Consider the following 14,733-nt stretch of genomic DNA (forward strand, 5'->3'; position numbering starts at 1 on the left):
TGGACGAGCTCAGTAGGGTACAGCTATACCCGCGCGTCTTGCACGAGCTGGTCTATCTTGTCGTCACACAGGACACGTCTTCCGTCGGAGAAGTCAAGTCCTCCACCTTTGACTCCAGCTCTTGAGCCGGATAGTACATCACGAAATTATAACACATCTCATCCTGCGTCCGGTCCCCGAACTTCACGGCACGGTTGCCCGGGTTGTCCCACGCGCAACGCGTCCTCACGGTGTCGCCGCCTCGAAGGATGGTATCGTTGTCGTACCAGATCTGGTTGTCGAAGTTCCACGGATCGGCGAGCCCCAGGTTGCTCGGCTCGCTGCCATCCGTGGGCACCGTGTTGCTCGACAGGTGCTTGCCGAGGGTGTGCATGTGCGGCATGACACCGATCACCGAAATCGCCCCCATATCCTGCGGGAACTGGTAATCGCATCTCACGTCGAGCGAGCCGTGAGGCGGGATGTTGATGTCTTCTGTGCCGAACATGAAGATGCCGGCGTCGTTGGGGCGGAGCTCCGTCGTCGTGCAGACGTCGAAGCCGGTGCTGTCTTGCTGCCCGTCGAGGCCCTTGATGTTGCTGTAGTGCACCTGGATTGTGAAGTGTGCCGTGCCTTCCAGCGGGAAGCCCGCCTCCAGCGGCAGCTCCGTGGCCTTGCCGCCGGGCGCCCAGACGGCCAGAAGAGGCCCCATGATGTCGCCCCCATCGCACGGCGTGGGCGTCGAGGGAGACGCCTCATCCGCCTTGAAGAGCAGGATATGGTGCACAATGGTGCTGTTGTCGATGCGGGGCGCGACCCCGACGAGGTGTCGTTTCTGGCCGATCTCTACATCGACCCCATAACACATATACTGGTCCTGGACGTCCTTCGGCATGACGTAAGGCGCGGACGGCGCTAGCAGGACATCCGGTGTGCAGCTCAGGGTCGGAGGGTTGAGGGTTCCGCCGTCGCCCGGGTCGACGCACGTGTCTTTACCGGCCGGCATGCCGGCGGCGATCCATTGATCGAAGATCGCGAGCTCCGCGGCGGTCAGGGGCTCGGTTGGGGGCGGAGGCATGGGGCGCGCGGTGTCGCGGGCGCGTGCGGCGACGAGCTCGTAGACCTTCTTGTTGGGATCGCTCACCGCGGGCGCGACCAGATCGCTCCGGTCGACCAGCGGGAACGGCGCGCCGAACTTCGGGGACGCCCCGTGACAGGTCTGGCACTTCGTGGAGAGGATCTTGTCGACGTCGCACGGCAGCGCTTCCGCGTCGCCGTTCTCCGGACCGGAGCCGGATGAGCCGCTGCTGCCCTTCTCGGCGTCGCTGCACGCGACGACCACGAGAGCGGATAGGAAGGACAGCGCCGAGAACAAGTAATGACTACGATTCATGCGAGCTCCTCGGGCAAAAGTGCGACCTGAATCGGCGTTCGAGGGGATCGAGCGCTGATCTGCAGCGTTTCGGAAGGGCGGTCGAAGACCGAGATTCCGAAGAACGCCGTCGAATCGGGTGGAAGAAGCACGCGCGCCGCGAGCTCCCGAGAACAGCAGGAGACTTGGCGCGTGAGAGCACCGGCGACCCAGGTCTACGGACGGGCCGGCGACCTGGCGTCGGTGCTACTTCGGTGAGTGCCCGCTCGCTCCGAGAATGTTCAACGGTGCGCTCACGCGAAAGGTATCGAGGCGCTCGCGCGCCAGGAGGCGCGGTGCCGGCTGGTCAAAGCTCGGCTGCGGACCAGGGTCGCGCGCGGGGATCCATCGACGGGGCGCGCCCGAGCCCGCTACGGAGGCTCAGCGGCGTGCTCGGGCCGAACGCGCCGTGGCGCGCCGCCGTCGTGGTGTACGGCCGCGGAGGGCAGGCTTATCGAAGCGGTCGTCGTCATAGGGCAGCGCCATGGATGGGGGTAGCGCTCATGGGAGTTTCGGGGAGTCAATGAGGGGCAGGGGCATCCCGGTCGGCGGCCAGCAGTGCCGTGCCCCGGTCGATCCCCGCACGGACGCCGGCGCCATGGTCGGAGGCCAGGTAGCCGAGGCCGGCGACGTTCAGCGCCAGCGTCAGCCAGAACACGACGCGGAAGGAGCGCTTGCTGGATTTGTGGCGCAGCCACTGCTGCGCATACAGCGCGCCTGGCCAACCGCCGGCCAGCGCCAGCAGGTGCAGGGTCTGCTCCGGCGTGCGCCAGGCGCCGCGCTCGGCGGCGCGCTTGTCCTTGTAATAGACCAGCAGCGTCACCAGGCTGGCGCCGAGGTAGAGCCAGGGCAGCACACGCGGCACCCGCCCCAGGGCGGCCAGCGCTGTCACCAGCGCGAGGAAGGGCAGCGCCACCAGCAGGGCGCGGCTCGCCGGGCCCAGGCTGACGCTGGCGCCGGCCAGTTCGACGTCCTCGGCGCGGACGCGGCCCTGCGCGTCGCGAGCCGCACGGTAGCGGACCGTCGCGCCCACCGCGGGGCGCTGGCCGCGCGGCAGCGACTTGATGTGCACAAAGGCCTCGGGGCCACCGTCGGCCGGCGCGATAAAGCCAAAGCCCTTGTCGTCCAGCCAGCGGACGATTTTTCCGGTGTTGCGCATGGGGTCTCCTCGAAGTACGGGCGCCGGGTCAGCTCGGTGCGACGGGGCCGTCAGCGGCCCCACCGGGGTCACCGGATGGGGCCGTGTTCCGTGCACCATCCTAACGCGGCCAGCGGGGGCGGCGGCACATCGATCACCTGATGGCGGTGGGGAGCAGGGTCGTCACCATGCAAGGCGTCGCCGCACCGCCGGCACACCTCGGGCTTGACGACGATGGTCCGGTTGACCCGTTCCGGGGGCACCCGGTGTCGGGAGTGTTTCGCATGCCCCGGCTGTCCGCCACGCTTGCGGCCAGTTCGCTTCGGTGGCGCGGGCGGCGGCACGCCGGGAGGATCGGATGAGGGAGGGCACGACGAGTTGCCCGAGTTCCGCGCGAGAAGAGCCCCCAACCCGCGTCGTCGCGCTTCCAGTTGCTCGATACGCTGCTCGAGGACGGCGATCGTCTTCTGTTGTGTCTCGATGACCGCCTGCTGCTCGCGGATCTTGGCACGGAGCTCGAGGTTCTCTCGCTCCGATTCGTCGATGCGATCGTCCCAAAAGGAACGTGCCACAATGATCGATATATAGTCGTTCTGCGGCTTCGTGCAAGCAAGCAGGCATGTTCCGCCATGGCGCTTTGGATCAGCCAGTTCGAGCGGCGAGGGCTTGCAAAAAGCAGTGGGCGCAACGCAACTCCTGGGAGCCGGCGTCGATAGAGAAGAGATGACACATGAAGGCGGGAAGGCGGGAAGATTTGAGGATGGTTCCGCGGAGGTGATCGCGGCGTGCATCGAAGTACATCGACATCTCGGCCCTGGGCTGCTTGAGTCGGCGTATGAGCAATGCCTTTGCCATGAGCTTTCGCTTCGCGGCCTGAGCTTTGAGCGCCAGCGTCCGCTCCCGCTCGTCTATAAGGGAGTGCATCTCGAGTGCGGCTATCGTCTCCATGTCGTCGTCGGCAGCTGCCTGATTGTCGAGGTGAAGGCGGTGGAGCGGTTACTGCCCATACACGAGGCACAGGCGCTGACCTATCTCAGGCTCACCAGGCTACCGGCCGCCTTTGTCGTCACTTTCAATGTCGCGGTCCTACGGCACGGGCTGCGCCGACTCAGCTATAATCCAAATCACCACTTCCCGCCTTCATGTAACATAATTCTTCATCCGAGAGAGAGCAAGGGCGACCTCATCGGCAAGACATGGATGGGCATCGTCGCGGGGAACGGTGCCTCCGGGTCGTGAACGGTTACCGAACAGCCAGACGTGCTCCAGGTACGAGTGCAGCCAGTAGAACAGACGCCGCCGCTCGTAGCCGGGCCGGAGCGGGGCTCTCTCCGGCATACGCCGGAAGGCAGAAGAGGCGCAGCCCGCGCCGACGCAGTAGCCGATGAAGGCCCCAAGCAGGAAGCAGAGATTGCGCTCCCTTCCGCTGGGGGGCGCATCACGCGCGACCCGCGCGCCTGGAGGGGAGCCGATACGAGCGGAGGTTCAGCGGCAAGAGCCCGCGCATGACACGGCAAACCGCGCGGACGGCAGCCACGGTGCGCTCAGGCGGGAGCGGATCGAGGGGAGCGGGGATCCGTTCCTGGGAGAGGCCGAGCGACGGCACGATCGCCCGGGCCGCGAGGACACCTGTCAGGCAGGCGCGCTCGAGGAACATCGCCGGCGATCCGCAAGCAACGCCGTCACCGCAGCGCGCGACGTTCGGCAGCGCGGTGATCACCGCGGGGAGCCGCGCCATCTGGCCGACGCGCAGCGCGACCTGGGTCGGTGGATTGCGCTGCACGTGGGCATGCACGATCTCGCCCGTAACCTCGGGCCAGATCCGCCGTACCATCGCCTTGATTCGCTGCGCCAGGGCCGCGTCCTCGACCGTCTGCACGCCCACGGCCAGGTCTCCGTAAAGGTGCGCTTCGAGGACGCCGCCTCCCGTGCGAGCGTGCCAGGTGCGGAATGGCTCCTGGAGCCGATGCAGCCAGAAAAAGTTCCTCGCCACAGCGTCGACCAGCAGCCCGGAGGGCGCGCGCTCCGGCCGCGGAGCGCCCGCGAGCCACAGCCGCACCACGACGCTCGGGAGCCCGGCCGGCCGAGGGCTGCCCCAGGCCGAAGCGAGCGGCGTCCCCGCAAGAAGCCGCTCCTGCCCGTCCGGATCGAGCGCGACCACCACCGCGCTGGCCGGGAGCGCCTCGGCCCCTCGCGGCGTGTCGATGGTCACTCCGGTCGCGCGCCGCCCCTCGATCCGCAACCCGGTCGCGCGCGCGCCGAGCAGCACCTGGCCGCCTCGCCCGCGGATCGCAGCGAGGAGCGGCGAGATCACACACTGCTCGGAGTCGGCGGCGAAGACATCGAACTGCGAATCACGCCGGTCGTTCAATAGATAAAGGTGAATCCCGGTGAAGAGCGCGGCGAGGCTGATCGCGTGCGTCTCCTCGAAGTAAATCGAGTGCGAGAAGGACTCGAAGAGCTGCTGGAACGAAAGCGGCCAGTCCGCGATCATGGTCGCCACGCTCGCGTGATCGTACGCAGCGACGTCGTCGGGCGAGGCGAGGTCGAACGCGAGAGCGTGAGAAAGGCACCCCAGCATGCGCGCGAACGCGACCGGACCCGCCGTGAGCGTGTCGTAAGCGAATGGCGGAGAGAACCAGGGGCGGAACTGCGCAAGCGGCGCCGGCAGGCGCGAGCCGCGCACGGACGCGCCGATGTCGACGGCCGCGACGCCTTTGGGCGAGTCGACGATGAGCTCCTGCGTTCCAGCGTCGACCAGCCACCGATCGAGGCCGTGAGCGGCGAGGAGGCGGCGCAGGTTGCGATACTGCCGCCACACGCCGTGGAGCCCGTGCTCGATGGGGAACTGCATCGCCGTGCCGCGCCATCGGACACCCACGGTGTCCAGCGTGGCCAGGCGCCCGCCGGCGACATCGGCGGCCTCGACCAGCACGACGCTGGCGCCTGCCTCCGCCAGGCAGATCGCCGCCGTGAGCCCGGCCAGCCCCGCGCCTACCACGACGACCCGCGACGATGTCCCCGTCACGGCCGGACTTCGGCAGACGACGCGGCCGGCGCCGAGGTGGGGCTGTACTGCGCGACGATCTCCCCCTCGTTGAGTACGAAGCTCACGTCCATCTCCACGCCGGCGGTCGCCTCCACGACCGGCATGTTACCCGGCGCGAGAAGGTAGATGGGGTCAACCGTCGAGGGCCCGATCTCGAACCGCGCCGCGGAGAGGAGCTCCGCCCGGGAGACACGCACGTCGTGGAGAGGCGTGCGCCACACCCGCGAGACGCATGAACGGTCGCCCGCAGGGGTCGGGATGACCTGGTGCGTATAGAAGGGCAGCTCGAAGACGCTGCTCATCCCCAGCGCCGCTCCCCGCGCGCCGAGCGCGGCGGCCTTGTCCGCCACCGCGCGAGCCACGTGGTCGACGAAGGACTCGTGTTTCGCGCCCACATGCCACGTCCCACGCACGAGCTCGATCGGGCGGACGTTCCCGGCCGTCTCTCCTGGCGCGAGGCCGGGCCGACGCACCTCCATGCCGTCGCTGCCGATGGCGATCTCCGCCAGCTTCTTCGGAAACCCATACATCTCGCGCCCGGTGACCATCATCACGTCGCTCGAGATATAGATGGTGTTGATGAAGAGCCCTATCTCGCTCATCCGCGCGTGCTCACGCACGAAGCAGCCGATGACGAGCTCCCGGTAGGGGTAAACCGCGCCCGTGGGATCCGAGGAGGAGAACGCCGACGAGTAATCCATCACGCCCCATAGCGCCTTGCCCTCGAGGCCGGGGAGGACACCCAGGCAGGGAGGGATATCCGCGCTGAGCCAGCCCGGATCGACGTCGACGAGGAAGAGACGCGCGCGCAGCGCCAGCGAATAAGGGGGAGGCAGGCAGAGCGGATGCGCGCTCGGCATGCCCAGGGGAGACGACCTGAAGCGATCCCGCGGAGGCGCGGCCCGATCGAGCGGAGCAGGCCGCGGCGCGCGCGCGAGGCGGCATGTCCCGAAGTCGTAGACCAGCTCTTGCACGTCGTCGACGCCATGGAAGGCCTGCACGACGAGGCGCGTCTGCTCGGAGCGCTCGATGACGCGGAGGTCGAGGTCGGGGCGGTCGAACGGCCCGGCGTCGACCGGGTTGTAGTAGATCTCGAACGCGCCATGCGCATCGGTGATGCCGCGGCCGAGGAAATCGCCCCTCAGGGCGTCGCGATCCCACAGCTCCAGCTCCACCCTCGCGAGCGGTTCGCTCGTCGCGGCGAGGACGAGCTTGCCGACGGCCTTGTGGCTGCGCGAGCTTGTCTGGGGACGGGGGAGCCCCTCCAGTATCCGCTCGTGCAGCTTTCTTGGTTGTTGTTGTTGAGAGGCGACTTCGTCCGTTTTGTCTGCCATGGATGACTCTCAGGGCAAGAGGTGAGAATGACAGGTACATGCGCTGTTACGGCGGTCAAGCGAAAGGGGCAGGCGTGTAGCCGCCGCTCGGGTTTGCACGCGCGGGCTCATTCCGCTCGATACGTCTCACCCGCCGCGCGCAGGCGCTCGATGAGCTTCGTGCCCATGGCGACCGCGGGCGTGAGGACGCCCCCGTGCGCCGGCAGGTCGTCGAGGGCCAGCGACAGCGCCGCCTCCCCGAGCATGATCGCCGTTCCGCCGTACCCGGGGTCGTGGCTCCCGGCGACCACGCCGGTGAGCTTCTTTCCGGCCGCGCTCCTCGCATGGATCTCGAGGCGAAACCGCCCCCGTTCGCGCTGCTCTCGGCTCGGCCCCTCGCCCGGCGCCGGGAGGAGTCGCCCGAGCAGCTTTCGCCCTGGCGGGACGACGGCCAGCGCGCTCGCGCCCCCGAGCGCCGCGCAGATCCCCGCCGCCCTCGCGAGCCCTGCGACGCCCTCGCCGGTGCTGATGGCCTCGTCGTAGCGGAAGTCGCGGCCGTAGGCGTGTCCCAGGAGCGCGTTCGAGCGCCGCACGACGCGCGTGTTGACGGCCGCCATGATGAACGGAGCCGTCCAGCCCCCGCTGCCTGCGTCGCGTCCGGGAGCCTTGAAGTCGCGGCAGTCCGGGCCGCGGGGGCTGCCCTCTGGATCGAGCGCATACGGATCGATGAGCGCGCGCCACACGGCCGGATCGCCGATGTTCTCGAAGATCGACATCAGGGTCGCGACCGAGCCGCCGCTCAGGCCGCCCGGGGTCTTCAGGATCACGCGGCCGTGCGCCGCGGCGAGCCGATCTCCCTGCGCGGCGAGGTGCTCGTGGAGCATGAGCACGCCGAGATCCGACGGGATCGAGTCGAACCCACAGCAATGCACGATGCGCGCCCCCGTGGCCTCGGCGCGGGCGTGGTGGGCCTCGATGATCCTGCGGATCCAGTGTGTCTCGCCGGTGATATCGCAGTACGACGTGCCCGCCTCCACACAAGCGGCGACCACCTGATCGCCGTACTTCGCGTAGGGCCCGACCGTGCTGCACACGACCCGCACCCGGCGGGCGATGTCGTCCATGGCGCCGCGATCGAGGCTGTCGCCGACGAGGATGGGAAGAGCTCCCGCGGCGGGATCGAGGGCGGCGAGCCCGCTCCGGACGTGCTCGAGCCTGTGCCGTCTCCTCCCCGCCAAGGCCCAGCGCACGCCTGGGCGCCGCGCCACGAGGTACTCCGCGACCAGCCGACCGGTGAAGCCGGTGGCACCGAAGAGGACGATGTCGAGTTCCTTGGCCACGCGCGCCGACCTGGAGCAGAGCGCTGGAGTATAGGGAGGGCTGTCGCGGTTTCGCAAGGCCTGAGGTCCACATCACGCCGTGGTCATCGGCTAGCCAGAGACGGGCCCACGCGGGCCCGGCCTTCTCAACCCAACTGCGCGGCACGACGTCATGGGCACCGTGCAGGGATGTTGCAGCTGCAGACGAGCCGGGCCTCGCGATTCGGCCCCTGGCGCAGTATCGGCTCTGCGCCGCAAGGCCCCAATGCTGTCCAGGCGAGGCGGGGAGCGACGTCGGAGCTTACTTGGTCATCGCTGCCGGGTGTTCGGCTGAATCGTGAGCTGATCCTCGCTACAGCCCAGCGACATCGCGGCCTTCGGCTTGGAAGACGGCCAACCACACCCCGGCGCGGCCACGACGATCGTCGATGCCGCAAGCGATAACAACGGCAGCCGCGAGGCTAAGACACGAAACGCACGCCCACGAAACGCTCGTCCTATACGAGGCCTTTAGCAGCGCCCTGTGTCGCGTGTCAACGCTTCAGCGGCAGGGCGAGTGCGTCAATCGGCGCAAGCATGCAAGTGACCGTGCGCGCGAGAGCTTGCTCCTCGGCCTCTGGTTCCTTCTGGTTCCGGGTGAGCTCGGCGCTCGCGGGGCTCGGTCCGGGCGCGATGCTCGTCCTCTTCCCCGCGGTTGTCGCCCCAGGGCCAGACGCTGCCTCGACGGCCTCGAGCTCCAAGGCGGGCAGGAGCTGCGCCACGTGGTGCTCGACCCGGTGCCCCCGCGACTGCCACGACGTCGCCTTGGCCCCCAAGGGCAGCGAGGCTAGACCGCCGCACGCTAAAAAATTCCTCCCGCGCACGATCGAGCAGGCGCGCGCGAACATCGCGAAACCGATCCGCCCCCCATCGCGTAGTACCATCGAACGACGCGCCACGGGCCATCGCAGGCCGAGGCGGGCGCCATACGGGCGCCCGCGGCCGCTCCGGTCTCCGCGGCGTGTCGGAGGAGCGCCCCCTGCCACGCGGCTCGCCGCGGCGGGTGCGATCCAGGTCGCGTCATCTCAATCATCGTCAATCACCAGTAGGGTACAGCCATACGGTAGGATGCCTTCCGCTTGGTGCTACGTCGCGGTAATCCCAGGCGTTTCAGGCATGGAAGACCTGCCTGTGCGCATAAGGCCCGCTCTGTCAACGAGCTCGTACCGTCGGACCGCACGGGTCAGGAACGGCTCCGAGAATTTTGACTTTGCGGAACACGTTTGCCTGCCCTTCTATGGAACGGAGTGTCAAGACAGCTCCCCTCCGATCGCCGCGCCTGGGCCAGAACAAGCATGGATACTCACCCTCGAACCTTGCTCGTCTCCAGCTGCTGCGCCAGCGATCACACCCCTCTTGGGGATTGACAACTCCACGCGTGAGACGAGTCTTTAGCCTTGACCGCATCGTACTGCGCGTAGAGCACCGTCGCCGCCCCGCGGCTCGCGTGGGGCAACTTCTCCAAGAACTCCTCGCGGCCCTTCTCCGAGTACACGCTCTTGCCCGCCACGGCCACGCCGCGCGAACGAAGCAACGCTTTGATCCGGTTCTGCACCCGCGCCACGTCCTGCACGATCATCGCGTGGGTGCCACCGCCCGCAGGCGACGGCGGAGATGCGCCGACGTCACCGGTGGGACCGGTGCGGTCGGCACCTGCGGGGATCTGCGGGGACCAGGTTGCGGACGCCACGTTCCCAACATGCCTATCCGCCCCGAGCTCCGTCTGCTTGGCGCATCCGCGCCAACCCACGACGTCGATACCCCTCGACATGGGCCGACGGCCTTGGAACGCGCGTTCCACGTCAAGGCCGATCGCGCCGCGCCAAACGTGCGAGCCCCGACGGCCGGCCCGCGGGGGGCCCAGCGCAGAAGAATTCAGCGCCGCAATTCATCGAGGAAACGGGCGGCCACCGCGGCCGGCGAGCCCTTCTTCTCGTCCACGGCCGCGTTCATCCGGCGCATCTTCTCCGCGTCGATCGTCCCCGACAGCCCGCGCAGCGCCTCAAGCACCTCCGGGCGGGTGCGCGCGAGCCGATCGCTCACCAGCACGAGCGCGTCGTACGGCGGGATGGCCCGGCGATCGTCCTCCAGCAGCGCCAGATCGTCGACGATGATCCGCCCGTCGGTCGAGAAGGCGGTGATCACGTCCACCTGCTCCGCCCGCAGCGCCTCGTAGAGCAGCGACGGATCCATGCTCCGCGCCTCGCGGAACGCGAGGCCGTACACGCGCTCGAGGGCGCGCCACTCCGGCCGCTGGAAGATCTCGTAGTCGCCCCCCACCCGCAGCGACCGCGCGCGCGCCCCGAGATCGCTGATGCGCCGGATCCCCAGCCGCTCGGCCTCGGGCCGCCGCATGGCGAGCGCGTAGGTGTTCTCGAACCCGAGCGCGGCGGCCACGTGGACGTTGTACCGATCGGGCAGCTCCCTCTCCACCGTGGCCAGCACCGACGCGCGGTCCGCGCTCTCCGTGCTCCGTCTCAGGACGTTCGCCCAGAGGGTGCCCGAGTAGTCGACGTAGACGTCGATCTCGCCGCTCTTCAGCGCGTCGAACACCACCGTCGATCCGAGCGATCCCAGCGTCCGCGCCGGCACGCCGGCGGCGCGCTCGATCCTCCCGGCGACGATGCCGGCGAGGATGTACTGCTCGGTGAAGGTCTTGGCGCCGACGGTGATGGACACCTGATCGCGCGCGAGGAGGGCGCGCACGACCGGGGTGGCCGCGAAGACCGCGAGCCCGGCGAAGCCGCCGAGACACAGCAGCACGAGGCGCCGGCTGTGGCGCGTGACGCCTGCGAGCAGGCCACGCACCAGGCCGTCCAGCACCAGCGCGAGCCCGGCGGAGGCCACACAGCCGATCAGCACGGCCGTGGTGTTGCGCGTCTGCAGCCCGCTGAAGATGTAGTCACCAAGGCTCGGCGCCCCGACCGGCGTGGAGAGCGTGGCGGTGCCCACCGTCAGCACCGCCGCCGTGCGCACGCCGGCCACGATCACCGGGAGCGCCAGCGGCAGCTCGACGCGGCGGAGCTGCTCGCGGGGCGTCATCCCCACGCCGCGCGCGGCCTCGATCACCGCCGGATCGAGGCCCGAGAGGCCGGCCGCCGTGTTCCTGAGGACCGGCAAGAGGCTGTAGAGGAAGAGGCCGATCAGCGCCGGCAGGTAACCGATGCTGCGCGCGCCCAGGGCCGCGAGCACGGGCACCATGAAGGCCAGGAGCGCCAGGCTCGGGATGGTCTGGACGACGCTCGCCACGCCCAGCACCGGCCCCTCCAGGCGGCGCGATCGCGTGACCAGCACGCCCAGCGGGACGCTCACGGCCACGCCCAGCGCCAGGGCGACCAGCGTGAGCCCGAGGTGGGCGGCGAGGTAGCGCGGCAGGAGGGCGAGCTGCTCCTTCACGAAGCGTCGCCTCCCGCGATCGTTCGCGCGGGCGCGCCCGCGATCAGCGACTCGACGGCGCGCGCCTGCTCGAGCGGGCCGCGCACCAGATCGGCCACGTAGTCGTCGGCCGGCGCGCGCACCAGCTCGCGGCCGGGCGCGAGCTGCAGGAGGCGCCCGCCGCGCATGACGCCCACGCGATCGCCGAGGAGCAGCGCCTCGACGACGTCGTGCGTGACGAAGATCGCCGAGAACCCCAGGCTCCGGCGCACCCGCGCGAACGATCGCTGGAGGCGCTCGCGCGTGATCGGATCGAGCGCGCCGAACGGCTCGTCGAGCAGCAGCACGCCCGGCTCGGCCGCCAGCGCCCGCGCCACGGCCACGCGCTGCGCCTGGCCGCCGGAGAGCGCGTCGGGCCGCCGATCGCGGACCTCGGCTGGATCCAGCTCGACGAGCTCCAGCAGCGTGTCCACCCGGCCACGGATGCGCCTCGCGTCCCAGCCGAGGAGCGCCGGCGTGATGCCCACGTTCTCGGCGACCGTCAGGTGCGGGAAGAGCCCGAGCCGCTGGAACACGTAGCCGATGCGGCGCCGGAGCGCGTGCGGCGGCACGGTGGTCACGTCCTCGCCCTCGACGCGGATGCGACCCGAGCTCGGCTCGATGAGCCGGTTCGTCATCTTCAGCGTCGTGGTCTTCCCCGATCCCGACCCGCCCAGCAGGACCACCAGCTCGCCCGGCGCGACGCGCAGGGAGACGCTGTCGACAGCGGCGATTCCATCGTAGCGCTTGGTCACCTGCTCGAGCTCGATCATCGCCGCCGAGAGCGTGGCTCCTCGCGTACGACCCGGAAGCTCGAAAAGACATAGGGATAGTCCCGGCGATACCAGTTGCGGAAGCTCGGCCGGAGGAACCCCTCGTCGGTCGCCCACGAGGCGCCGAAGACGACGTCGTGCTCCCCGTCGAAGAAGTCCGCCGAGTACCCGGGGTATGTGCGGGCGTACGCGACGAAGCCGGGCAAGGGCGCGAAGGGCGTGGACGTCCACTCCCAGCCATTGCCCACCAGCTCCTCGACGCCGAACGCGCTGGCGCCGTCCGGGTGGCTGCCCGTCGGCACCGGCGACCATCCGCGAAAGCCGAACTGGCCATGACGCGGCTCGCCCGGCGCGTGCCCCCACGGACGCGCGCGCACACCGCCGCTCGGCTCGCCGAACGCGGCGCGGCGCAGCTCGGCCTCGGTCGCCAGGCGCCCACCGCGCCAGGCTGCGTAGGCGCGCGCCTGCTCGCCCGAGACCTGCGCCGGCCAGCCCGACGCGACCTCGAAGGAGACCGGCCCGAAGATCGTCTTCACCGCCAGCCCGCCTCCGCGGCGCACGAACGTACGGGGCGTGAGCGCGGCCCGCGCGCCGTCTTCCATCGCCTCGAGGAAGGCCAGGTAATCGACGTTCCGCACCGGCAACGAGTCGATGGTGAAGCCCGGGACATCGATCTCCGCGCGCCCGAACTCGTTGTCCCAGCCGAACGGGATCGCCTCGAAGTCCGCGCCGATCACCACGCGGCCCGCCGGGACGCGCCGGGGCTCGGCCGCGCGCCCCCCGCCGCCCACGAACGCGGGCGCGCCGTCGGGGCGCCGCGCGGCGCCGTGCTCCTGGAGCATGTACATCAGGGTCTCGTGGTGCATCCGCTCGTGCTCGATCACGAGCTGGAGGATCCGCCCCCGCGCGCCGAGCACGTCCTCGGCGCGCGCGAGCACGTCGGGGATGCGCGCCAGCACGGCGCGGCGGACCTCGTCGCGGTACGCGATCACCTCGGCGATCGCCGGCCACGCGTCCCTCGACGCGGCGCGGGCGCCGTCCTCGTCGGTCGGATCGATCCCGCGCTCGAACAGCACGTCGAAATCGCTCCGCATGGGCCCGAGCCCGAGGACGCCTCGGCCGATCTGGTTCCACGCGAAGGCCGGGAGGTGCCCCAGGTAGAACGAGAAGGGGTGTCGCAGCGCGATGGGCCGACGCCCCATCGACGCCTCCGGGACGAGCGCGAACAGATCGTCGCTGCGGCGCCACGCGGCGGCGAGGAGCGCCTCGAACGAGGCCTCCGTCACGCGTCGTTCCGCCGGAGCAGGGCCAGCGCGAAGAGCTGGTCGGGATCGGTGTGCCACGAAGACACCACGAGCCCTCCGGCCCGGGCCGAGGCCTGGAGCGAGTCGCGCGTGAACTTGCAGCTCACCTCGGTGCGGATCTCGGCGCCGCGCTCGAGATCGAGCCGCAGATCGAGCGCCGGGATCTGCACGCGCATCCGCCGCGTGGCCACGAGGCGCATCTCGATCCACGCCCGCGCCGCATCGTAGAAGGCGCGGTGCGCGAACGCATCGGGCGCGAAATTCGCCCCGAAGCGCCGGTTGATCACGCGGAGCGCGTTGCGGTTGAAGGCCGCCGTCACGCCCTCCGGATCGTCGTACGCGGCCTCCAGCCGGGCCGTATCCTTGACCAGATCGGCGCCGACGAGGAGCGCGTCCGACGGCTCCATGAGGCGCGCGACCTCGCGGAAGAAGGCGCGCCGCTCGTCGGGGTAGAGGTTGCCGATGGTGCCCGCAAGGAAGACCACGAGGCGCCCCCCGCCCCGGCCGAGCCGCGGCAGGTCGGTGGTGAAATCACCGATCACGCCGCGGAACGTGTACTCCGGGTAGTCGGTGCGGAGGCGGCTGATCGACGTCTCCAGGAAGAGCCCGTTCACGTCCAGCATCGTGCACGTCTCGCCGCCGCCCACCCACCGCCAGGCGTCGAGCAGGATGCGGATCTTGCGGCCCGCGCCGCTGCCCAGCTCGACGATGCGCCGCGGCCGGACGGCGCGCAGGATGTCTCCGGCGCGCTGCTCGAGGATGCCGATCTCCGTGCGCGTCGGATAGTAGACCCCGAGGTGGGTGATCTGCTCGAACAGCTCGCTCCCGAGATCGTCGTAGAAGTAGACGGGCGGGATCTCGGGCAGCGATCGTGTGAGGCTCTCGCGCAACCGAGCGCGCTCATCGGGTGAAGGGTACGCGTCCGCCGCGAATGTGGAGCTCAACAGGACCTCCTTGAGGGAGCGCTGCGCAGCGCGTCCATTGGGAGGAGAGC

General features: G+C 69.7%; 12 protein-coding genes. 1 reads left to right on the plus strand and 11 read right to left on the minus strand.

The annotated features are described in order from the left end of the window. Positions 1-52: 52 nt before the first annotated feature. The 3 genes from WMF11_RS39555 to WMF11_RS39565 form a co-directional block, all read right to left on the minus strand. On the minus strand, positions 53-1,372 hold the full coding sequence (locus tag WMF11_RS39555) for a peptidylglycine alpha-amidating monooxygenase (protein ID WP_437974481.1): 1,320 nt from the start codon (positions 1,370-1,372) through the stop codon (positions 53-55). Between the two features lie 538 nt (positions 1,373-1,910). After that, on the minus strand, positions 1,911-2,549 hold the full coding sequence (locus tag WMF11_RS39560) for a DUF1294 domain-containing protein (RefSeq protein WP_437974482.1): 639 nt from the start codon (positions 2,547-2,549) through the stop codon (positions 1,911-1,913). A 68-nt stretch (positions 2,550-2,617) separates the two neighbouring features. After that, on the minus strand, positions 2,618-3,100 hold the full coding sequence (locus WMF11_RS39565) for a DUF6444 domain-containing protein (protein ID WP_437974483.1): 483 nt from the start codon (positions 3,098-3,100) through the stop codon (positions 2,618-2,620). 94 nt (positions 3,101-3,194) lie between these two features. On the opposite strand from WMF11_RS39565, the gene WMF11_RS39570 reads away from it, so the two are divergent. Beyond that, entirely contained in the window at positions 3,195-3,767 is a 573-nt protein-coding gene (locus WMF11_RS39570; RefSeq protein WP_437974484.1) for a GxxExxY protein, read from the plus strand. A gap of 199 nt (positions 3,768-3,966) precedes the next feature. On the opposite strand, the gene WMF11_RS39575 is transcribed toward WMF11_RS39570, so the two are convergent. From WMF11_RS39575 to egtD, 8 genes are all read right to left on the minus strand, one after another. Next, positions 3,967-5,556 carry an FAD-dependent oxidoreductase gene (locus WMF11_RS39575; RefSeq protein WP_437974485.1) on the minus strand — a complete coding sequence of 530 codons (1,590 nt, stop codon included), beginning with the start codon at positions 5,554-5,556 and terminating at the stop codon, positions 3,967-3,969. Further along, positions 5,553-6,911, minus strand: coding sequence for an acetoacetate decarboxylase family protein (locus WMF11_RS39580; protein WP_437974486.1), 1,359 nt, complete (start codon positions 6,909-6,911; stop codon positions 5,553-5,555). Before WMF11_RS39580 ends, WMF11_RS39575 begins: the two co-directional genes overlap by 4 nt. A gap of 107 nt (positions 6,912-7,018) precedes the next feature. Further along, positions 7,019-8,230 (minus strand): saccharopine dehydrogenase family protein, encoded by a 1,212-nt coding sequence (locus WMF11_RS39585; RefSeq protein ID WP_437974487.1) that lies wholly within the window; start codon positions 8,228-8,230, stop codon positions 7,019-7,021. A gap of 1,363 nt (positions 8,231-9,593) precedes the next feature. Beyond that, positions 9,594-9,938, minus strand: coding sequence for a hypothetical protein (locus tag WMF11_RS39590; protein ID WP_437974488.1), 345 nt, complete (start codon positions 9,936-9,938; stop codon positions 9,594-9,596). 185 nt (positions 9,939-10,123) lie between these two features. Further along, a complete protein-coding gene (locus tag WMF11_RS39595; protein ID WP_437974489.1) occupies positions 10,124-11,644 on the minus strand; it encodes a glycine betaine ABC transporter substrate-binding protein in 1,521 nt (506 codons plus the stop codon). Continuing rightward, the gene (locus tag WMF11_RS39600) at positions 11,641-12,435 is read right to left on the minus strand and encodes an ATP-binding cassette domain-containing protein (protein ID WP_437904324.1); all 795 of its coding nucleotides are present in this window, start codon (positions 12,433-12,435) and stop codon (positions 11,641-11,643) included. Before WMF11_RS39600 ends, WMF11_RS39595 begins: the two co-directional genes overlap by 4 nt. Then, a complete protein-coding gene (locus tag WMF11_RS39605) occupies positions 12,432-13,721 on the minus strand; it encodes an SUMF1/EgtB/PvdO family nonheme iron enzyme (RefSeq protein WP_437974490.1) in 1,290 nt (429 codons plus the stop codon). The genes WMF11_RS39600 and WMF11_RS39605 overlap by 4 nt, the downstream gene beginning before the upstream one ends. Further along, positions 13,718-14,683: an L-histidine N(alpha)-methyltransferase gene (gene egtD / locus WMF11_RS39610; protein ID WP_437974491.1), complete on the minus strand. Its 966-nt coding sequence runs from the start codon at positions 14,681-14,683 to the stop codon at positions 13,718-13,720. The genes WMF11_RS39605 and egtD overlap by 4 nt, the downstream gene beginning before the upstream one ends. Positions 14,684-14,733 lie beyond the last annotated feature (50 nt).

This window comes from Sorangium sp. So ce295 (assembly GCF_051527405.1).
Classification (GTDB): domain Bacteria; phylum Myxococcota_A; class Polyangia; order Polyangiales; family Polyangiaceae; genus Sorangium; species Sorangium cellulosum_B.